The 19,769-nt window shown below is 64.7% G+C and carries 14 protein-coding genes; 10 read left to right on the top strand and 4 right to left on the bottom strand.

What is annotated here, in order from left to right:
* The first annotated feature begins 216 nt into the window (after nucleotides 1-216).
* A complete protein-coding gene (locus tag L1F31_RS12550; RefSeq protein WP_265417616.1) occupies nucleotides 217-1,227 on the top strand; it encodes a hypothetical protein in 1,011 nt (336 codons plus the stop codon).
* A gap of 109 nt (nucleotides 1,228-1,336) precedes the next feature.
* Here the strand turns inward: L1F31_RS12550 and L1F31_RS12545 are convergent, their stop codons facing one another.
* Together L1F31_RS12545 and L1F31_RS12540 are read right to left on the bottom strand one after the other, a co-directional pair.
* Nucleotides 1,337-3,193 carry an ABC transporter ATP-binding protein gene (locus L1F31_RS12545; RefSeq protein WP_265417615.1) on the bottom strand — a complete coding sequence of 619 codons (1,857 nt, stop codon included), beginning with the start codon at nucleotides 3,191-3,193 and terminating at the stop codon, nucleotides 1,337-1,339.
* Nucleotides 3,190-4,980: an ABC transporter ATP-binding protein gene (locus L1F31_RS12540; RefSeq protein WP_265417614.1), complete on the bottom strand. Its 1,791-nt coding sequence runs from the start codon at nucleotides 4,978-4,980 to the stop codon at nucleotides 3,190-3,192. The genes L1F31_RS12545 and L1F31_RS12540 overlap by 4 nt, the downstream gene beginning before the upstream one ends.
* A gap of 407 nt (nucleotides 4,981-5,387) precedes the next feature.
* Between L1F31_RS12540 and L1F31_RS12535 the strand changes: the two genes are divergently transcribed.
* The 5 genes from L1F31_RS12535 (at nucleotide 5,388) to serA (ending at nucleotide 12,169) form a co-directional block, all read left to right on the top strand.
* Complete coding sequence (locus L1F31_RS12535) at nucleotides 5,388-7,322, top strand: acetolactate synthase large subunit (RefSeq protein ID WP_265417613.1); 1,935 nt, start codon at nucleotides 5,388-5,390, stop codon at nucleotides 7,320-7,322.
* Nucleotides 7,319-7,834 carry an acetolactate synthase small subunit gene (gene ilvN / locus L1F31_RS12530; RefSeq protein WP_265417612.1) on the top strand — a complete coding sequence of 172 codons (516 nt, stop codon included), beginning with the start codon at nucleotides 7,319-7,321 and terminating at the stop codon, nucleotides 7,832-7,834. The genes L1F31_RS12535 and ilvN overlap by 4 nt, the downstream gene beginning before the upstream one ends.
* 180 nt (nucleotides 7,835-8,014) lie before the next feature.
* A complete protein-coding gene (gene ilvC, locus L1F31_RS12525) occupies nucleotides 8,015-9,046 on the top strand; it encodes a ketol-acid reductoisomerase (RefSeq protein ID WP_167197632.1) in 1,032 nt (343 codons plus the stop codon).
* Nucleotides 9,047-9,174: 128 nt separating this feature from the next.
* Complete coding sequence (locus L1F31_RS12520; protein WP_265417611.1) at nucleotides 9,175-10,467, top strand: GNAT family N-acetyltransferase; 1,293 nt, start codon at nucleotides 9,175-9,177, stop codon at nucleotides 10,465-10,467.
* Between the two features lie 109 nt (nucleotides 10,468-10,576).
* Nucleotides 10,577-12,169: a phosphoglycerate dehydrogenase gene (gene serA, locus L1F31_RS12515; RefSeq protein WP_265417610.1), complete on the top strand. Its 1,593-nt coding sequence runs from the start codon at nucleotides 10,577-10,579 to the stop codon at nucleotides 12,167-12,169.
* Nucleotides 12,170-12,231: 62 nt separating this feature from the next.
* Here serA and L1F31_RS12510 read toward each other — a convergent pair whose 3' ends face one another.
* Nucleotides 12,232-12,987 carry a phosphatase PAP2 family protein gene (locus L1F31_RS12510; RefSeq protein WP_265417609.1) on the bottom strand — a complete coding sequence of 252 codons (756 nt, stop codon included), beginning with the start codon at nucleotides 12,985-12,987 and terminating at the stop codon, nucleotides 12,232-12,234.
* 20 nt (nucleotides 12,988-13,007) lie between these two features.
* Complete coding sequence (locus tag L1F31_RS12505) at nucleotides 13,008-13,859, bottom strand: HpcH/HpaI aldolase/citrate lyase family protein (protein ID WP_265417608.1); 852 nt, start codon at nucleotides 13,857-13,859, stop codon at nucleotides 13,008-13,010.
* 211 nt (nucleotides 13,860-14,070) lie between these two features.
* On the opposite strand from L1F31_RS12505, the gene L1F31_RS12500 reads away from it, so the two are divergent.
* The 4 genes from L1F31_RS12500 (at nucleotide 14,071) to L1F31_RS12485 (ending at nucleotide 19,749) form a co-directional block, all read left to right on the top strand.
* Complete coding sequence (locus tag L1F31_RS12500) at nucleotides 14,071-15,108, top strand: 3-isopropylmalate dehydrogenase (protein WP_265417607.1); 1,038 nt, start codon at nucleotides 14,071-14,073, stop codon at nucleotides 15,106-15,108.
* A gap of 196 nt (nucleotides 15,109-15,304) precedes the next feature.
* The gene (locus L1F31_RS12495) at nucleotides 15,305-16,396 is read left to right on the top strand and encodes a branched-chain amino acid aminotransferase (RefSeq protein ID WP_265417606.1); all 1,092 of its coding nucleotides are present in this window, start codon (nucleotides 15,305-15,307) and stop codon (nucleotides 16,394-16,396) included.
* Between the two features lie 181 nt (nucleotides 16,397-16,577).
* On the top strand, nucleotides 16,578-18,038 hold the full coding sequence (locus L1F31_RS12490; protein WP_265417605.1) for an MFS transporter: 1,461 nt from the start codon (nucleotides 16,578-16,580) through the stop codon (nucleotides 18,036-18,038).
* Nucleotides 18,039-18,141: 103 nt separating this feature from the next.
* Nucleotides 18,142-19,749: an HNH endonuclease gene (locus L1F31_RS12485; protein WP_265417604.1), complete on the top strand. Its 1,608-nt coding sequence runs from the start codon at nucleotides 18,142-18,144 to the stop codon at nucleotides 19,747-19,749.
* Nucleotides 19,750-19,769 lie beyond the last annotated feature (20 nt).

Here is a 19,769-nt window from a genome sequence, read left to right as displayed (position 1 = left end):
CCACGACCAGTTGGGAGCCGGGCGCCCGAGTACGGCTTGAGCGACCGCCGCGCGATTCGATACCAGCTTGGTGAACCTGCAACAGCTCGGTGCAGGGGCCGAGCTGTTGCAGGTTCACCAGGCTGATAATGCGCGGCGAGCTATTCGCGAGAGCAGGCGATGAGCATTGCTATACAGTTTATTGTAGTTTGGTAGCGTTTGAATCATAATGATGTGATGTATCAGGTTTTCGTGACGGAAGGGCTTCGACGCCTTGGACTCTCGGACCGCGATATCCGCACAGCTGTCGGCTGTTGTCTGGAGCGAATTGCCCGCGGCCGCTTTGCCGTAGTGGGTACTTGCTCCAATCCCGGCCACGCCAAGATTTGGTCCTCGCTGGCCGAAGGTGATGTCGATGAGCTCGAAAGGATAGGCGACAAACGCGATGCCATCGAACGTGTGAAGATACTTATCCGAGCGCGCGCCGATCTCGTCAACAAGCAGGCGGAAATATCCTCGGAGGCTTGGCATGAAGTCTTCTCGCATCTCTCCGCTGCTCTGCTGTGGCAACTAGAGGTGGTGCAGATTCCGCACTCGCGAGTGGAAGTGATTCGTCCCAATACCAGCGGCCGATTCGCCCACCTGATCGTTCGCCGGAGAGCAGTCTGCGACGAACACGTCAAGCTGCTTGGAGACACCGCGCTCACCTCCATGGCTCGGACTCTCATCGACGTTGCTCGAGATTACGATCTCGACACCAGCGTTCCCATGCTCGACGATGCTCTGCGGAGGAACGTCGTGACGAAGCGAGAGCTGCGCACGGTGGTCGACACCTGCAAAGAGAGACGTAATCTCCGACGTGTCGAGATAGGGCTGGAGTTGGCTGACAGCCGGCGAGAGTCTCCTGGCGAATCCATCGTCGCCGTCCGACTCTTCGAAGTCGGCCTGGGCGGCTTCGAGCCCCAGGTTGAGATCTTCGATGAGAACGGTTTCTTCGTGGCGCGCACCGACTTCGCTCACAGGTCGTCCAAAACGATCATCGAGTTCGACGGTCGAGCCAAGTACACGCTCGATAGTCGCGACCATCGGCGAGAGTTCGATCGTGAACGGGAGAGAGAGCGGCGGCTGCGCGCATTGGGCTATCACGTCGTCCGTGTGTTTTGGAAGGATCTGTGGCGGTGGCAGACGTTCACCGACATCGAGCGGGTCGTGCGCGCCCGGACGCAGCAACGGGCAGCGGTCCGCTGAGCATGGTTCTCACGTCCAGCTTGGTGAACCTGCAACAGCTCGGTGCAGGGACCAAGCTGTTGCAGGTTCACCAAGCCAGTGATGACGAGGGGCAAGAAACGGGTGGACTTCACACGAGGGAGTCGCGCCAGGCCTGGTGCAGCTGCGCGAACTTGCCGGTGCCGGAGATGAGTTCGTCCGGTGTTCCGTCCTCGATGATCCGGCCGGATTCCATGACGAGCACGCGGTCGGCGATCTCGACGGTGGACAAGCGGTGGGCGATGATGATCGCAGTCCGGCCCTCGAGCACCGTGGCCAGAGCGTTCTGCACCAGGCGTTCGGACGGGATGTCGAGGTGAGCGGTCGCCTCGTCGAGGACGACGACATCCGGATCGGCGAGGAACACTCGGGCGAATGACACGAGCTGACGCTGTCCAGAACTCAGCCGACCGCCGCGCTTCTTGACATCCGTGGCATAGCCCTCGGGCAGCCGTCTGATGTACGCATCCAAGCCGACGGCGGTCGCTGCGGCAACAACATCCTCGTCGCTGGCGTTCGGGTTGCCGATGCGGATGTTGTCGGCGATGGTGCCGGCGAAGAGGAACGACTCCTGAGTGACCATGACGACCGATGATCGCAGCTGCGCATCATCGAGGTCACGCAGATCCACCTCGTCGAGGGTGATCCGACCAACGCTTGGATCGTAGAAGCGGGTGACGAGCTTGACCAGCGTTGACTTGCCCGCGCCGGTGGCCCCGACGAGCGCGACGATCTGCCCCGCAGGGATGTGGAGGCTGAAGCGGGGGAGGACATCGGGGCCGTCTGCGTACGCGAAGCGGACCTGATCGAGATCGAGCGCGCGGCCATTGGCAGGTTTCGTCGCTGCGGAGTCGGCATCATCCGCAGACGGGACCGCACTGCTCGCGTGCGCAGGCAGCGCACGTGGCTGGGTCGGCTCGACCACCTCGGGGTCGGTGTCGAGGACCGCCGCGATCTTCTCCAACGCCGCCGAGGCGGACTGATAGAGATTGAACGCCTGCACGAGTTCGTCGAGTGGGCCGTAGAAACGGCGCAGGTAGAGGATGAACGCGGCGAGCACGCCGACCTGCGTCCACCCCTCGATGACGAGCCACGCACCGATGACGATGATGACCGTCTGCGTGACGTTGCCGATCAGCCGCGTCCACCCGGCGAACCACGCCACCCCGCGCAGGGCATCGGTGTTCGCATCACGATAGCGAGCATCCTGATCGCTCAGGGTCCCGCGCCGCTCGGGCTGACGGCGATACGCCTGCACGGCGCGGATGCCGCCCATCGTCTCGACGAAGTGGACGATGACCTTCGCAATCGACGTCCGCGTCCGCCGGTAGGCGCTGCGCTGAGTCGAATGCGCGGACTTCGTGATGAAGAACAGCGGCACGAACCCGGCGAAGACGACGATCGCCAGCGGTATATCGAGGACCACCAGGGTGACGGCGATGAAGAGCATCTGCAGCACCGCCAGCGCCGTATCGAAGAGCGAATACGACAGGAACTGCTGCACCGACTCCATGTCCGAGGTCTGCCGGGACACGAGCCGACCCGAGGTCGACTTCTCGTGATAGCCCAGGTCAAGACGCTGCACATGAGTGAAGACCCGCTCTCGCAGGGTGAAGAGGATCTTCTGCGCAGTGATCCCGACCAGCCGGGTCGACGTGAACGCCAGAATCGCCCCGGCGACCGCCGAGACGATGAAGAGCGTGACCGCCCGAATCAGCGGATCCATATCGCCGTCGATCGCCGCCGGAACGCCGTTATCGAGGGCGTCGGCGATGAAGACCGGCCCGATGACCATGAATACGGCTGTGAGCACGACGATGACGGCGAGGAACACAACCATTGCCAGATGCGGTCTGACCAGCGACATCAGCAGGGCGCGCGCCTTCTTCGCAATCTCCGGCGGCAGCTGCTCGATTTCGTCGTCGCTGTCGAGACGGGGCATGCTCATGAGGGTCCTCCTTCCGTCGCCGAGGCGGCCGTCCCCGGATGCGTGTGCGCATCGGACTTCGCGCTCGCCCCCATGAGCTCGCGGTAGAGCTTCGAGGATTCGAGCAGCTGTTCGTGCGTGCCCAGTGCCGCAACCCGTCCTTCATCGAGCACAGCCACGACATCGGCCAGCGCCGCCGTAGAGGGGCGGTGGGCGATGATGAGCGTCGTCGAATCCGGCAGGATCTCCCGCAGAGCCCGCTGCACCCGATCCTCGGTGTCGACATCGACGGCCGAGAGCGGATCGTCGAGGACGAGGACCCGCGGGCGACCGATGACCGCTCGGGCCAAAGCGAGGCGCTGACGCTGACCGCCGGACAGAGACAGTCCCTGCTCGCCGACCTGCGTGTCCAACCCATCGGGCAGTCGGGAGACGAAGTCCTTCGCCGCCGCGATCTCGAGGGCCTCCCAGATCTCATCCTCGCTCGCGCCGGGCGCACCCATCTCGACATTCTCGGCGACCGACGTCGAAAACAGAATCGGATCCTCGAAGGACACGGAGACGAGGTGGCGCAGCTCGTTGACCGGCATATCCCGGATATCGACGTCGTCGATGCTCACCGTCCCGGCGGAGACGTCTTGCAGCCGGGGCACCAACGACGCCAGCGTCGTCTTCCCCGAGCCGGTCGCCCCGACGAGAGCGAGGGTCTGACCGGGCGCGATGGTGAGATCGAGGCCCTGCAGGGTCAGCCGTTCGGTATCGGCGAAATGGAAGTCGACATCGTCGAAGCGCAGCTTCCCGCTGTACCGCCCGACCTCGGGAGCATCGTCGACACCGCCGTCGGTATCGGTGATGTCGTGGCGGATGTCGATGACCTCCCAGTACCTGCCGGCGGCGGTCAGCGCCATGAGCGCATCGGCGAGCAGGAAGCCGAGCATCTCGATGGGCATACGCAGCACCATCGAGATCGTCACGGCCGCCACGACCGTGCCGATCGTCGTCCAGCCTTCGATGACTCCCCAGGTGCCCACGGCGACGATCGCCGCCTGCGCCAGAGTCGGCAGCAGCAGAAGCACGCTCCACAGCCACGAGTCGAGCTTCGCCTTGCGGACCTCCAGGGACTTCAGCCGGGTCGAGATCTCGGAGAAGCGCTCGGCGGCCCAGGGGGAGCGGCCGAAGGACTTGAGGATGCGGATGCCCTGAATGGATTCCTCGACGTCCGTGGTCAGTTCGCCCATCGTGTCCTGCGACCGGCGGGAGGTCTCGCGGTAGTGCTTCTCGAAGACGGCGACCGCGATGATCGCCGGCACCGCCATGATGATCATGATCAGACCGAACACCGGCTGCATGATCACGAGCATCACCGTGCCGACGGCGAGCACGATCGGTGTGGAGAGGAGGAACGGCAGACCGAACGCGAAGAAGCGACGCAGCTGGGACAGATCATTCACCGCGCGCGAGAGCAGCTGGCCGGACTCCCAGGAATCATGGATCGCCACCGAGGTGTACTGCAGACGATCGAACAGACGCGAACGCCACGTCACCTCCCAATGCGAGACGACGGGAGCGACGACCATGCGCCTCGCCCACATTCCGACCGCCTCGGCGATGCCGATGAACAGCACCCCGAGAACCGGCAGCCACAAGGCCGACAGATCGCGGTGGGCGATGGGCCCGTCGACGATGTATCCGGTGATCACCGGGATGATGAGCTGGATTCCGTTGGCCAGGAGAGTGAGGACGAGTACGAGGGCGTACACGCCGATGCGTGAGCGGAGATCAGGCCAGAAACGGAGGAGGGGGCGCACGATACTCCAGCCTAGTCGGACACTGTGACCTATTCCACGAATCCGGCAAACGGGCTTCCCGTTTCTCTGTGCGCTGAATCGGACTGTCTTTCTGCGCTGAATGACACTGCTGAATAGCGCTGACGGGCCGTGGACGGTGGGCAGATGTGATCGCGGCGCCGCCTCGGTGAGTCTCGCATGACGACTATCCGAAGTCTCGAATTCTGGGACGAACGTTTGCGAGGTTTGACACCCTCAAGCGCTGCGGTGAACTATTGAGGCATGACTCACCTTCTTGTCGTCGTTATTAGCCAGCGCGCGGATCTTCCGTAGCCTGTCGAGACGACACGTTCCGCGCGCCCCTACCGAATCCGGAGGGGCTTTTTTAATGCGGAGATGAGAAGGAAACCTAGGAAGGATAGGAATCGATGGCAGCCAAGCCCTCGACCGCGAAGGACACGGGCACTCAACCCGCGTCCGCACCGGTCACAGCCACACCGTCCAGTATTCGCCGCAACACCGGCCCCGAGGTCCTCACCGGCGCGCAGGCGATCGTCCGCAGCCTCGAGAAGCTCGAGGTCGACACGGTATTCGGGCTTCCCGGCGGCACCATCCTTCCCACCTATGACCCGCTCTTCGAGACCGAGAAGATCCGCCATATCCTCGTCCGCCATGAGCAGGGCGCCGGCCACGCGGCCGAAGGCTATGCGGCCGCATCCGGCAAGCTCGGCGTGTGCATCGCCACCTCGGGTCCGGGTGCGACCAACCTCATCACGGCGCTGGCCGACGCGAACATGGACTCCGTGCCGATGCTCGCGATCACCGGCCAGCAGGCCTCGACGCTGCTCGGCACCGACGCATTCCAGGAAGCCGATATCGTCGGCATGACGATGCCGGTGACCAAGCACAGCTTCCTCGTCACTCGCGCCGAGGATATCCCCGGAGTCCTCGTCAACGCCCACCACATCGCAACCACCGGTCGTCCCGGCCCCGTGCTCGTCGACATCACCAAGGACGCCCAGACCGGCACGGCTCCGTTCGTCTGGCCGGAGGAGCCGGCGCTGCCCGGCTACCGCCCGATCCTCAAGCCGCACGCCAAGCAGATCCGCGAGGCCGCGCGTCTGATGTCGGAGGCTCAGCGCCCCGTGTTCTACATCGGCGGCGGAGTCATCCGCTCGGAGGCCGAGAAGGAGCTGCTGCGCCTGGCCGAGGCCACGAACATCCCCGTGGTCACCACGCTCATGGCCCGAGGAGCTTTCCCCGACTCTCACCAGCTGCACCTGGGCATGCCCGGAATGCACGGCAGCGTGCCTGCCGTCACCGCCTTCCAGAAGGCCGACCTGCTCATCGCCATCGGCGCCCGCTTCGACGACCGAGTGACCGGCAAGCTCGATTCCTTCGCCCCGAACGCGCAGGTCATCCACGCCGATATCGACCCGGCCGAGATCGGCAAGAACCGCGAGGTCGATGTCGCGATCGTCGGCGATGCCCGCGAAGTGCTCGCCGAGATGCTCGCGGAGATGCGCAGCAAGTTCCCCAAGGCCCTGGAGCGTCAGCGCGAACCGTGGTGGCGCTTCCTCAATCGTCTCAAGCAGACCTATCCGCTCGGCTATGAGACGCACGGCGAACTGTGCGATCCGCAGTACGTCATCTCCCGGATCTCCGCTCTCACCGGCCCCGAGGCTGTCTATGCCGCAGGAGTGGGACAGCACCAGATGTGGGCGGCTCAGTTCATCGAGTTCGAGCGTCCCAAATCCTGGCTGAACTCCGGCGGACTCGGCACCATGGGCTACTCCGTGCCCGCAGCGATGGGTGCGAAGGTCGGTCAGCCCGACCGTGTCGTGTGGGCGATCGACGGTGACGGCTGCTTCCAGATGACCAATCAGGAACTGGCCACCTGCGCGCTCAACAACATCCCGATCAAGGTCGCGATCATCAACAACTCGTCCCTGGGCATGGTCCGCCAGTGGCAGACCCTGTTCTACGACGGCCGCTACTCGAACACCGACCTCAACACCGGTCACGAGACGATCCGCATCCCCGACTTCGTCAAACTGGCCGAAGCCTACGGCTGCGAAGCGCTGCGCGTGGACCGCAACGAGGATGTCGACGCCGCGATCGAGAAGGCGCTGTCGATCAATGACCGACCGGTCGTCCTCGACTTCACAGTCCCGCCGGATGCGATGGTGTGGCCGATGGTCGCGGCAGGTGTGTCGAACGATGAGATCGAGTACGCCCGCGGCATCCGCCCCGAATTCGACGGGGAGGGCGAAGAGGAAGCCGAGGCCGCCATCGCCGAGGCTGGAGCGAACGAAGACGGCACGGTGCGTTCCGTGGCTGAGATCGAAGGAGGCCTGGAATGAACAACAGCCGGCACACACTCTCTGTCCTGGTCGAGAACAAGCCCGGTGTGCTCACCCGGTTCACCGGGCTCATCGCCCGTCGCGGCTTCAACATCCACAGCCTCGCCGTCGGTGTGACCGAGCACGAAGAGCTCTCGCGGATCACGGTGGTCGTCGACGTCAACGATGTTCCCCTGGAACAGGTGACGAAGCAGCTGAACAAGCTCGTCAACGTCATCAAGATCGTCGAGCTCGAACCCGAGACCTCGGTGCGTCGTGCGCACATCATCTACAAGGTCAAGGCGAATACGGCGACACGTCCGCAGGTCGCCTCGGCGGTGGAGATGTTCCGAGCGAAGATCGTCGACGTCGGACCTGATTCCGTGAGCATCGAGGCCACCGGTGAGCTCGGCAAGGTCGAAGCGCTGCGCGAGGTCCTCGAACCCTTCGGGATCAAGGAGATCGTGCAGTCGGGAACCGTGGCCATCGGCCGCGGAGCGAAGTCGATCACCGACCGTGCCCTGCGCAGCTGACGAACACTGCGCAGCTGACGAAGAATACGGAACCGCGCGGTCACGACCGACTGCGCGGCCGCCTCGGCGAAGATTTTCGCGTTCCAACTTGTGGAACCCCTGACATCTCAAAACGTGAGCAGCAATACCGAACTGTGAAACAATGGGGACATCACCCCGTAAGCATAAGGAGCTAGAACTATGGCAGCAGAACGCTATTACGACGACAATGCAGACCTGTCGATCATCCAGGGCAAGAAGGTCGCCGTCATCGGCTACGGCAGCCAGGGCCACGCCCACTCGCTGAGCCTGCGCGACTCCGGCGCAGAAGTCCGCATCGGTCTCAAGGAAGGCTCGGCCAGCCGCGACAAGGCAGCAGCCGAAGGCCTCGAGGTCGGCACCCCCGCCGAGGTGGCCGCATGGGCCGATGTCATCACCATCGCCGCTCCCGACCAGGTTCAGGCCGAGATCTTCAACAGCGAGATCAAGGATCAGCTGGCTCCCGGCAAGACCCTCGTGTTCATCCACGGCTTCAACATCCGCTACGACTACATCAAGGCTCCCGAGGGCGTCGACGTCATCATGGTCGCCCCGAAGGGACCCGGCCACGTGGTCCGTCGTGAGTTCGTCGACGGCCGCGGTGTGCCCGTGCTCGTCGCCGTCGAGGTCGACGCCTCCGGCAAGGCCTGGGACACCGTCCTGTCCTACGCCAAGGGCATCGGCGGCCTGCGCGCCGGCGGCATCAAGACCACCTTCACCGAGGAGACCGAGACCGACCTGTTCGGTGAGCAGACCGTGCTCTGCGGCGGTGTCTCGCACCTCGTCCAGTACGGTTTCGAGACCCTGACCGAGGCCGGCTACCAGCCTGAGATCGCCTACTTCGAGGTCCTCCACGAGCTCAAGCTCATCGTCGACCTCATGGTCGAGGGCGGCATCGCCAAGCAGCGTTGGTCCTGCTCCGACACCGCCGAGTACGGCGACTACGTCTCCGGCCCGCGCGTCATCACCCCCGAGGTGAAGGAGAACATGAAGGGCGTCCTCGACGACATCCAGAACGGAAAGTTCGCCGAGCGCTTCATGAACGACCAGAAGAACGGCGCACCGGAGTTCAAGGAGCTGCGCGCCAAGGAAGAGCAGCACCCGATCGAGTCCACCGGTCGCGAACTGCGCAAGATGTTCGCATGGCTCAAGGACTCGGACGACGACTACACCGAGGGCACTGCCGCTCGCTGAGTCTGATCGCTCGACACTGAGCAGAACTGAGCAGAGGAGCCCCGGACACCGTTTGGTGTCCGGGGCTCCTGCGCATTCACCCGGGAGAATCTTCCGATGGCGGCACCGAACTGGACTACTGTGGGTGTGTGACGAATTACAGATTCGAAGACTTCGAGCCCACCATCGACGAAGCCACCGGCGATCCGGATGAGCGCACCAAGGCGTACTTCGCCTCGACGAGCGTCGGCTTCCACGACCCCCGCTCCACGGATAAGGCCCTGGTCGGACGAGTGAAGCGGGCGATCGCCGATGGGCGCAAGCTCACGGCCGTCTACGCCGACCAGGAGTTCGGACACGGACTGGACTCGTCCATCCCGGTCGCGACCTTCGCGTGGTTCGAAAAGCTCGTCAATGTCGGCGGCGGCCGACTGGTCCCCGGCCACCTCATCACCTGGATCACGGTGCGCCCGACGCATCGCCGTCGCGGACTCCTCCGATCGCTCATGACCACGGACCTCGCCGAGGCGAAGGCCGCCGGCTACCCGTTCGCCGCGCTGACCGCGACCGAAGGCGGAATCTACTCGCGGTTCGGATTCGGCGTGGCGACCTGGCTGCGTTCGATCGAGGTCGACACCTCACCCGGGTTCAAGATGGTCCGCGAACCCGATCGCCGCGTCGAGATGTGCCTGCCCAGTGAGCTGCGCGAACTGGCTCCGAAGATCTACCACCGTTTCATGCGCACCTCGCCCGGGGCGATGGAGCGCCAGCAGACTTACATCGAACGCGCCACCGGTGCCCTCAACGTCGAGACCGGCGAAGAGGACCGCGGGGTCCGCGCGGCTCTGCACTTCGACGAACAGGGTGAGCCCGATGGCTATGTGTCCTACAAGTTCGCCGGCTGGTCGAAGTCGCCGCCGACCGTTGACATCATCGACTTCGTGGCCGCCACCGATGCGGCCTACGCCTCCCTGTGGTCGTTCCTCGCCGCCATCGACCTCTCGACCCGCGTGACCTTCGGCGAGTCCGCCGAATACTCGCCGCTGCCGTGGCTGCTCACCGATTCGCGGCGCGTGAAGACCGTCGCCAGCGAGGACAACATCTGGATCCGCATCCTCGACGTCAAGGCCGCGCTCGAGGCCCGACCCTGGTACGTGCCCGGGACGCTGACGATCGACATCGACGATTCCCTCGACCTCGCCGGCGGGCGGTACACGATCACATCGAACGGCACCGATGCCGAGGTGACCCCCGCCTCCGATTCGACGCCGGCAGATCTGGGGCTCGGCATCGCCGAGCTCGGTTCCCTGTTCCTCGGCGGTGCCGATCCCGTCATCCTCGCCCGGGCTGGACGCATCGATGAGCACACACCGGGGTCCGCTGTGCTCGCCAGTGCGATGTTCAGTCTCGGCCGGGCGCCGTATTCGCCGAACGGCTTCTGATCCGGCTGGCAGTTCTGTTGAGCGATTGTTCCCAGAATCTGAGACCTTGTGAAGGAATCCTGAAAGTCTCATAAGGTGGACGCGTCCCGGACGCAACAGGAGGAAATCAGTGCCCAAGCCCGTCGTGCTCATCGCCGAAGAACTGTCACCGGCCACCATCGAAGCTCTCGGAGGAGACTTCGAGATCCGTCACACCGAGGGCGCTGACCGATCCCAGCTCCTGCCCGCCATCGCCGACGCCGATGCGATCCTCGTCCGGTCGGCCACGCAGGTCGATGCCGAAGCCATCAACGCTGCGAAGAACCTCAAGGTCATCGCCCGCGCCGGAGTCGGACTCGACAATGTCGATGTCCCCGCAGCCACCTCGGCGGGTGTCATGGTCGTCAACGCACCCACGTCGAACATCATCTCCGCAGCCGAGCTGACGATGGCTCACATCCTCGGTTCGGCTCGCTACTTCGGTGCCGGAAACACTTCGCTGAAGGCAGGGGAATGGAACCGGAAGAAGTACACCGGCGTCGAACTCTACGAGAAGACCCTGGGCATCGTCGGCCTCGGCCGCATCGGCGGACTCGTCGCCGAGCGCGCGAAGGCCTTCGGCATGCGCCTCGTCGGCTACGATCCCTACATCACTCAGGCCCGTGCGGCTCAGATGGGCGTCGAGGTCCTCGACCTGCCTGGTCTGCTCGCCGTGTCCGACTTCGTCACCGTGCACATGCCCAAGACGCCGGAGACCGTCGGCATGATCAGCACCGAGGAGCTCAAGGCCGCCAAGCCCGGAACCCGGTTCATCAACGTCGCCCGCGGCGGCATCATCGACGAGGCGGCCCTGGCCGAGGCCGTGGCCAGCGGTGAGGTCGGGGGAGCCGGAATCGACGTCTGGAACGTCGAACCGCCGGAGCACTCGGCGCTCATGGACCTCGACGCCGTCAACGTCACCCCGCACCTGGGCGCCTCGACGCACGAGGCGCAGGAGAAGGCCGGTGTGGCCGTCGCGAAGTCCGTGCGCAAGGCCCTGGCCGGCGAACTCGTCCCCGATGCGGTCAACGTCGCCGGTGGTGCCATCCACGAGGATGTGCGCCCGGGAATCCCGCTGGCTGAGCGCCTCGGTCGGGTCGTCAATGCGCTGGCCGACTCCTCGGTCACGCACTTCAAGGTCGAGGTCAACGGTGAGATCGCGGACAAGGACGTCTCCGTCCTCAAGCTGTCGGCTCTCAAGGGTCTGTTCAAGGACGTCGTGTCCGATCAGGTCTCCTATGTCAATGCTCCGCTGCTGGCCGAGGAGCGCGGGATCGGCGTCGAACTCGTCACCGACCCGTACTGCGAATCGTTCCGCAATATCACCCGCCTGACGGCGACGACGAGCACCGGTCAGCGGATCTCCGTGTCGGGAACCGTGACGGGGCCGAAGCTCGTGCAGAAGCTCACCGAGGTCGACGGGTACTCACTCGAGATCGAGCTGACGGACAACCTGCTGATCTTCCGCTACGAGGACCGTCCGGGCATCATCGGCCAGCTGGGTCTGGCTCTCGGGGCCAACAACGTCAACATCGCCGGCATGCAGGTCTCGCCCGCATCGACGAGCAATGAGGCGCTCTCCGTTCTGGCCGTGGACTCGGTCGTCTCCGACGAGGTCGTCAAGGCTGTGGCCGGTGCCGTGAATGCCTCGGCCTTCACCGGTGTTTCGCTGCAGGAGGACTGAGGCTGAACCGACAGGGTCCGACGCCGACCGTCAGGGATCGACGCTGACTCGACAGGGCCCGTTCACCCGGCAAGCCACATGGCCAGCCGAGGTGAGCGGGCCCTCATCGCTGTCCGGGTCCAGATCTCGTCGACGGCGACGGCCACGGCGATGCCGAGGAGAGCCCCGGCGAGGGCGTCGGTGAGCCAATGGACCTGCAGCGCCGTGCGCGACCACATCATCGCGAGAATCCACACCGCCGCGAGCACGAACGACCAATGGAACTTCAGTGCCCCGATCTTCGTGGCGGGTTGGGGTGATGCGGTCGGATCGATCCGCGCGGATGCGGCCGGGGCCGGCTGGGACTGCGAGTCGGGCTGGGGCGGCAGGACCGCCTCGGTGCGGGTGCGGAGATGATGGGCACGGGCGGCGATGATCGCCAGGCTGGTCGCCAGGGCGGCCGCGCCCATCGAATGCCCGGACGGGTAGGAGTAGCCGAGAGACTCGTAGAGCTGATCGCCGGGCCGCAGCCGGGTGACGATCACTTTGAGCACCTCAGAGGCTGCGATGCCCGCGAGCATCGCTGTGACTAGGAAGATCGCGGCGCGGAACCGCTTGCGGAGAGCGAAGAAGGCGGTGAGCACGCCGGTGCAGATGGCCACACCGGTCCCGCCGCCTACCTCGGCGAGGGCGACGGCGACCCAGTAGGGCACGCTCCCGTGATCGATGCCGACGAGGCTCAGCCACGACTCATCGAGTCCGGTGGGCCCGATGTGGTCGAGGCGCAGCCACAGGCCGAAGGCGATGACGGCCAGGATCGCCGGCAGGCACGACCACACCAGCCAGGACGGCTGCCGGATCAGGCGTTCCAGAGGCCGTAGGTGTCAGCCAGCGATGCGATCTTCTTCGCACGGGCCAGACGCGGCAGGTAGGAGCCGTCGGTGATCTCGGATCCGCCCTGCGCGGCCTCGAGCATCTGGCGGGCCCAGTCGCGTTCGTCCTCGCTCGGGCTCATCGCCTCGTTGAGGGTGTTGACCTGGTCGACGCTGAGGACGAGCTTGCCGGTCATGCCCATCATGTGGGTGACCTCGGCGTCGGACCAGACCTTCGCATCGTCGGCGTCGGCGGCAGACGGGCCGTCGATGGGGCCGGGCAGACCGCCCATGCGGGAGGCGATGGTCAGCCGTGATCGCGCATAGGCCAGAGCCATCGGGTCGCCGGAGAATCCGGTGTCCTTGCGGAAGTCGTTCGTGCCGAATGCGAGTCGGAAGGTTCCCGGCGCCTCGGCGATGCGGGTGGCGTTCTCGACTCCGCGAGCGGATTCGAGCAGCGCGAGCACCGGCAGGCCGGCCTTGGCACGCATGGCGGTGTAGGAGACCTGTTCGGGGCGTTCGGTCTCCGGCAGCATCACTCCGCGCATGCCGGGGAGCATGGCGACGGCGGCGAGGTCGTCGTCCCAGAATTCCGATTCCATCTTGTTGATGCGCACCCAGGCCGACATTCCGTTCTCAAGCGCGCGCACCACGTTGTCGCGAGCTTCGAGCTTCTTGTCGTCGGGCACTGAGGCCTCGAGGTCGAAGATGACGGAATCCGCTTCCGAGGTCTGCGCGGGAGTGAAGAGCTCCTCTTTGGCAGCGTTGACGAGCAGCCAGGACCGGGAGAGCTTGGCGGGCAGGGCTGCGGCACGGGCATTGCGGATGGTTTCAGTCAATGATCGACTTTCTCTCGGGGCTGGGATCTGGACGCCCCCACGGGGTTTGGGGTGCTATGTCCATCTTCGTCGCTGCCGAGGCAGATGTGTAGCCGGCAACAGTGATTGAGACGTGAAATTGTTCATGGTGACACAGGAGTGCGCCGAGGATGCGTGTCCATATCGTAGGACGCAGTAGTTGAATGGTGAGATGGAGTTCTATTCTGTGACTATGAAGTTCTCAATCGCAGTCATGCCCGGAGATGGAATCGGCAACGAGGTCGTCCCCGAAGGCCTCAAAGTCCTCCAGCGCGCCATCGACGTCTCGGGCGAGCCCGTCGAGCTCGAACTCACCGACTACTTCGTCGGCGCGCAGCGTTGGCACGAAACCGGCGAGACTCTCACCGACGAAGAGCTCGAATCGCTGCGGAAACATGATGCCATCTTCTTCGGCGCCTGCGGAGATCCGTCCGTGCCTTCGGGCGTGCTCGAGCGCGGAGTCATCCTCAAGATGCGCTTCGGGCTCAGCCATGCCGTCAACCTGCGGCCCTCGAAGCTGTTCTCCGGAGTGACGAGTCCGCTGGCGAATCCCGGCGAGATCGACTTCGTCGTCGTCCGCGAGGGGACCGAAGGCTCCTATACGGGATCGGGCGGATCGGTGCGCACCGACACCCCGCAGGAGGTCGCAACCGAGGTCTCGGTCAACACCTGGTACGGAGTCGAGCGCGCCGTGCGCGATGCCTTCGAGCGTGCGCAGTCGCGGAACAAGAAGCTCACCTACGTCCACAAGCACAATGTCATGGTCCATGCAGGGCATCTGTGGCGTCGCGTCGTCGAGAAGGTCGGGCAGGAATACCCCGAGGTGGCCGTCAACTACGAGCACACCGATGCGTGCACGATCTACATGGTCACGGACCCGAGTCGGTACGACGTCATCGTCACCGACAACCTCTTCGGCGACATCCTCACCGACCTGGCTGCTGCGGTGACCGGCGGAATCGGCTTGGCCGCCTCGGGCAACCTCAACGTCGAAGGCACGGCGCCCAGCCTGTTCGAGCCCATCCACGGATCGGCTCCTGACATCGCAGGTCAGCAGATCGCCGACCCCACGGCATCGATCCTCTCGGGAGCCCTCATGGCCTCCCACCTCGGACTCGACGTCGTGGCGAAGTCGATCGAGGCGGCCGTCGAAGCCGACCTCGCCGAACGTGACGGAACGAAGCGGACCACCGCCGAGGTGGGCGACGCGATCGCAGCACGGCTGGGCTGAGGTCCCGCCCCGATAGGACGATCACCGCGGTCGGCGGCATTATCGTGAACGCCGCGACCGCCTCGGCGAGGTGCGGAACCGAGCGACGAATATCCCCGACTGCAGGGACGATGAAGCCATCACCCCGGTGCGACGAGCGCCGGGGTGATGGACTACCCTGACAGTGTCACTCATCACAAATGAGAAAAGAGTTCTAATGACTGAGTTTGCCGTTCTCAAGAATGTCCAGCCGCAACCCGAGCTGGTGCGCGAGGACATCAAGAAGGACCCCGGTTTCGGGCTGTACTTCACCGATCACATGGCGCATGTCAGGTACACCCTCGATGACGGCTGGCACGGACACGAGGTCCGTCCCTACGGACCGCTGGTCCTCGACCCCGCTGCTGCAGTGTTCCACTACGCGCAGGAGATCTTCGAGGGGATGAAGGCCTACCGTCACGCGGACGGTTCGGTGTGGACGTTCCGTCCTGAGCGCAATGCCGCGCGCATCAACAAGTCCGCCGAGCGTCTTGCACTGCCGCAGATCTCGGAATCCGACTTCATCGACTCGATCAAGGCCCTGGTCTCACTCGACCAGCAGTGGGTGCCCACTCCGGAATCCGAGGCCGATGAATCGAGCCTGTACCTGCGCCCGTTCATGGTGGCCACCGAACGGTTCCTGGGTGTGCGCTCCAGCCATGAGGTCGACTACTACGTCATCGCCAGCCCCGCCGGACCGTACTTCTCGGGCGGCATCGAGCCCGTCTCGATCTGGCTGTCGCGGAACTTCAACCGTGCGGGCGCCGGAGGCACCGGATTCGCCAAGTGCGGCGGAAACTACGCGGCCTCGCTGGCTGCGCAGAACGAGGCAGCGGCTCAGGGCTGCCAGCAGGTGCTGTTCACCGATGCAGCCGAGGGCAAGTACATCGAGGAGCTCGGTGGAATGAACCTCATGCTCGTGACCAAGGACGGGCGCCTGCTCACCCCGGCTCTCGGCGATTCGATCCTCGACGGCGTGACTCGTCGTTCCCTGCTCGACCTGGCTCCCGAGCTGGGGCTCGAGCCTGAAGAGCGGAAGCTGACGATCGATGAGTGGCGCGAGGGCGCCGCCAACGGCGACATCGTCGAAGCCTTCGCCTGCGGCACCGCTGCAGTTGTGACGCCGATCGGCCGAGTCGTCGGCAGCGAATACACGATCGACCACGGCGAAAAGCCCGGTGAGAAGACCATGGAGTTCCGCAAGACGCTGCTCGACATCCAGTACGGGCGCGCCGAGGACAAGAATAACTGGATGGTCCGCCTGGCCTGAGGCCTCCGGGGTGATTCCAAGCTGACACTTCTGGGTTCGGGCTGACAGGGGGCCGGATGCTGCGACGATTGCAGTGTCCGGCCCTTCTGCTGTCGCGGGGTTATGGGTGGTTGCGGGGGCTGTGCGTCCTGCAGTGCGACTGATTTACTCAATTGTGCGTTAATTGAGGTATTGTGTCCCCGTGCACACGACCACCTCGGCGTCGGTTCCGACAGCCTCCGAAGTCATCGCTCACCTGCCGTGGAAATGGCGCACTCAGGGTGCCATCTTCATCATCGGCGGGCTGGGTTTCATGTTCGACGCCTGGGACGTCGCCCTCAACGGATTCCTCATCCCGCTGCTCAGCGACTACTGGGATCTGAACGTCGGCGAGGCCGCATGGATCGCGACGGCCAACCTCATCGGCATGGCTCTCGGTGCGTTCATCTGGGGCGGCATCGCCGATGTCATCGGACGGAAGAAGGCATTCACCCTCACTCTCCTCGTCTTCTCGATCTTCACCGTCGCCGGGGCATTCGCCCCCGCCTACGGGTGGTTCATCCTCTTCCGGTTCCTCGCCGGATTCGGGCTCGGCGGATGCATCCCCGTCGACTACGCACTCGTCGGGGAGTTCACGCCCAGCCGCCACCGCGGTCGCGTGCTCACCGCTATGGACGGATGGTGGCCGATCGGTGCATCTCTGTGCGCATTCGTCTCCGCCTATCTGCTGGAATTCGGCGATTGGCGACTGATCATGCTCATCATGATCGTCCCGGCCCTGCTGACCGTGGCGGTGCGCTTCGGGATTCCGGAATCTCCTCTCTACCTCGCTTCGGTCGGCCGGTACCAGGAAGCCGACGCCGTCATCGCTCGACTCGTCGAACGCACCGGCGCGGATGTTCGCGAGTGGACCCATGAAACGCCGGCACCGGCACAGGCACCAGCACCGACACAGGCACCGGCACCGACGTCGCACGTCGGGACAGGCGACGGTGCCCGACCCGAAGGCCAGGCCGACCCCAAGGTCAGTCGGCAGCTGCGTGCCGCCAGCGGCCAGCTCGTGCAGCTGTGGCAGCACTCGGCGAAGACGACTCTCGTCTCGTGGTCGCTGTTCGTGTCCGTCCTTCTTGTCTACTACGCGGCACTGACATGGCTGCCCGGAATCCTCAAGAAGCAGGGCCTGGCCGATCAGGCGGCGTTCCTCGTGACGGGATCGATGACCGCGGTCGGCATCCTCGGCGTGATCGTCTCCGCCCTCATCGTCGAAAGATTCGGGCGCAAGGCAGTGCTCGGGTTCTCCTCGATCCTTGCGGCGGCGCTCCTCGTTGGGGCCGCGGTGTTCATCGAAGCGTCCGGAGCCGAACTCACTTTTGCGGCGAAGGCGGCGATCATCGGGTTCGGATTCGTCATCCAGATCGCGATCCCAACCCTGTACACCTACGTCTCCGAGCTCTACCCGACACGGCTGCGGGGTTCGGGGTTCGGCTGGGCCTCAGCGGCGTCGAGACTGGCCACGGGCATCGCCCCGATCGTGTTCGGGGCCTTCATGTGGCCGGTTCTCGGTCTCACCCTGACGTTCATCCTCACCGGAGTGCTCGTCATCGCCGCGGTGCTGCTCATGATCTTCCTCGCCCGAGAGACAACCGGCGAAGAACTGAGCTGATCGACGCGGCCGGAGTGGCCGTGCGGGTGTCTGGTTAAGCGCCTGACCTGGGGATACATGTACTGGAAAAGTCGTGTCAGTGCCTCCCTGTAGAGTTTTTGTCATGGAAGCAGAGCAGGTTCCGAACGTACTCACCGAGATCCGTCGGTGGCGCACGAGCCTGTCCGAACTGCCCCCGGCAACGACCGAGGAAGAGGCCATCGACCGGATCACGGCGTTGGAAGAACTGACCTCGGCAAGCGCGGCTGCGCAGGCTCGGGAGACTCTGACCTTCGACATGCTCCGACGGAACCGCGAAGCCGAAGACGGAGTCGCGAGCAGAAAGCAGGGACTCGGTGTCGGGGCCGAAGTCGGCCTTGCGAGAAAGGTCTCCCGCTACCGTGGTGACGGACTGCTGAAGTTCTCGCGCACTCTGCTCATGGATCTGCCCCGCACCTATGCGGCGATGAAGGGCGGCGACATCTCGGAAGAGAAGGCCCGCGTCGTCGTGAAGGAATCCGACTGGCTGCCTCGCGAGAAGAAGCACGAGCTCGACGAACGCATGGCCGAACGCCTCCCCGAGGTGGGAGTCAGGCGACTCGGGAACGAAGTGCGGGCACTGGCACAGAAGCTTGACCAGAAAGCCGCGGTCGAGCATCTCGAGCGCCGCATCGAAGAGCGCACTGTGACCGTGCGCCCAGCACCGGGAAACATGGCCTACCTGACCGCGTTGCTGCCGATGCCGCAGGCTGTTGCCGCCTACTCCAACCTGCAGAAGGCCGCGCAGAGTCTCATCGCGACAGGTGAAGCAGACGGTCGGACACAGAATCAGATCACCGCGGACCTCCTGGTCGAACGTCTGACCGGGCAGGAGACGGCAGCTGCTGTGCCCACGGAAATCCACCTGATCATGCAGGCGAGCAGTCTGTTCGAGGCAGGGAACGACCCGGCATGGTTCCCGGGCGTCGGTCCGATCCCCGCGCAGTCGGCCAGGGACTTCGTGACCGAGAGCGACGCCGCGATGTTCGTTCGCAGGCTCTACACCCGCCCATCCGACGGCCAGCTCGTGCGGATGGACTCCCGTCGGAGGGAGTTCTCGGGCCTGCTCCGGCGCATGGTCACCTTCCGCGACGACGTCTGCCGCTCGCCCTGGTGCGAAGCGCCCATCAAGCACGCCGATCACGCCGACTCGTTCGCGTCCGGCGGTGAAACGGATTGGGACAACTCGTCAGGTCTCTGCGCCGCCTGCAACTATGCGAAAGAACTCATGGGATGGCGCCACAATGCGACCCCGGATGCGCTCGAAGTGATCACTCCCACCGGTCACCACTACCGCGCGCGGACCAAACCGATCAGCGGCCCCGACCCGGGGCTCGTCCACGGTGAGGTCGTGGCAGAAACGACCGCGCCGCCGGGGAACCGGCCCGAACCACCGCCGCCGGGGAGCCAGCCGGAGCAACCGTCGCCGCGGAGGCGACGCGAACCACCAGCGCCGGGGAACCAGCCCGAACCACCGCCACCGAGCAGCAGTCCGGAACGACCAACGCACAGAGACAAACCGATTCAGGTGCTGCTCCCATGGCGGTCGATCCGCCGAACCACACAACCATCGACCGTCGTCATCGGCGGCACCCGCATCGGAGTCGACGTCTATGACGCCGATGATGAGCCGTTGAGCTCTGCCGAAGAACAGCTCCTCACCGGAATCCTCGATCACGCAGGTTTCCGGTGAGGAGAAGGGGCGACGGGTCG

The sequence above is a fragment of the Brevibacterium spongiae genome (genome assembly GCF_026168515.1).
GTDB classification, from domain to species: domain Bacteria; phylum Actinomycetota; class Actinomycetes; order Actinomycetales; family Brevibacteriaceae; genus Brevibacterium; species Brevibacterium spongiae.
Note: the sequence above shows the minus strand (reverse complement) of the source record. Positions and strands in the feature narration are given on the sequence as shown.

What these genes read in the sequence shown, in the direction of transcription:
- L1F31_RS12495 (WP_265417606.1), top strand. Translation starts at nt 15,305, where the DNA reads ATGACTGAGTTTGCCGTTCTCAAGAATGTCCAGCCGCAACCCGAGCTG.
- L1F31_RS12535 (WP_265417613.1), top strand. Translation starts at nt 5,388, where the DNA reads ATGGCAGCCAAGCCCTCGACCGCGAAGGACACGGGCACTCAACCCGCG.
- L1F31_RS12550 (WP_265417616.1), top strand. Translation starts at nt 217, where the DNA reads ATGTATCAGGTTTTCGTGACGGAAGGGCTTCGACGCCTTGGACTCTCG.
- ilvC (WP_167197632.1), top strand. Translation starts at nt 8,015, where the DNA reads ATGGCAGCAGAACGCTATTACGACGACAATGCAGACCTGTCGATCATC.
- L1F31_RS12545 (WP_265417615.1), bottom strand. Translation starts at nt 3,193, where the DNA reads ATGAGCATGCCCCGTCTCGACAGCGACGACGAAATCGAGCAGCTGCCG.
- L1F31_RS12500 (WP_265417607.1), top strand. Translation starts at nt 14,071, where the DNA reads ATGAAGTTCTCAATCGCAGTCATGCCCGGAGATGGAATCGGCAACGAG.
- ilvN (WP_265417612.1), top strand. Translation starts at nt 7,319, where the DNA reads ATGAACAACAGCCGGCACACACTCTCTGTCCTGGTCGAGAACAAGCCC.
- L1F31_RS12485 (WP_265417604.1), top strand. Translation starts at nt 18,142, where the DNA reads ATGGAAGCAGAGCAGGTTCCGAACGTACTCACCGAGATCCGTCGGTGG.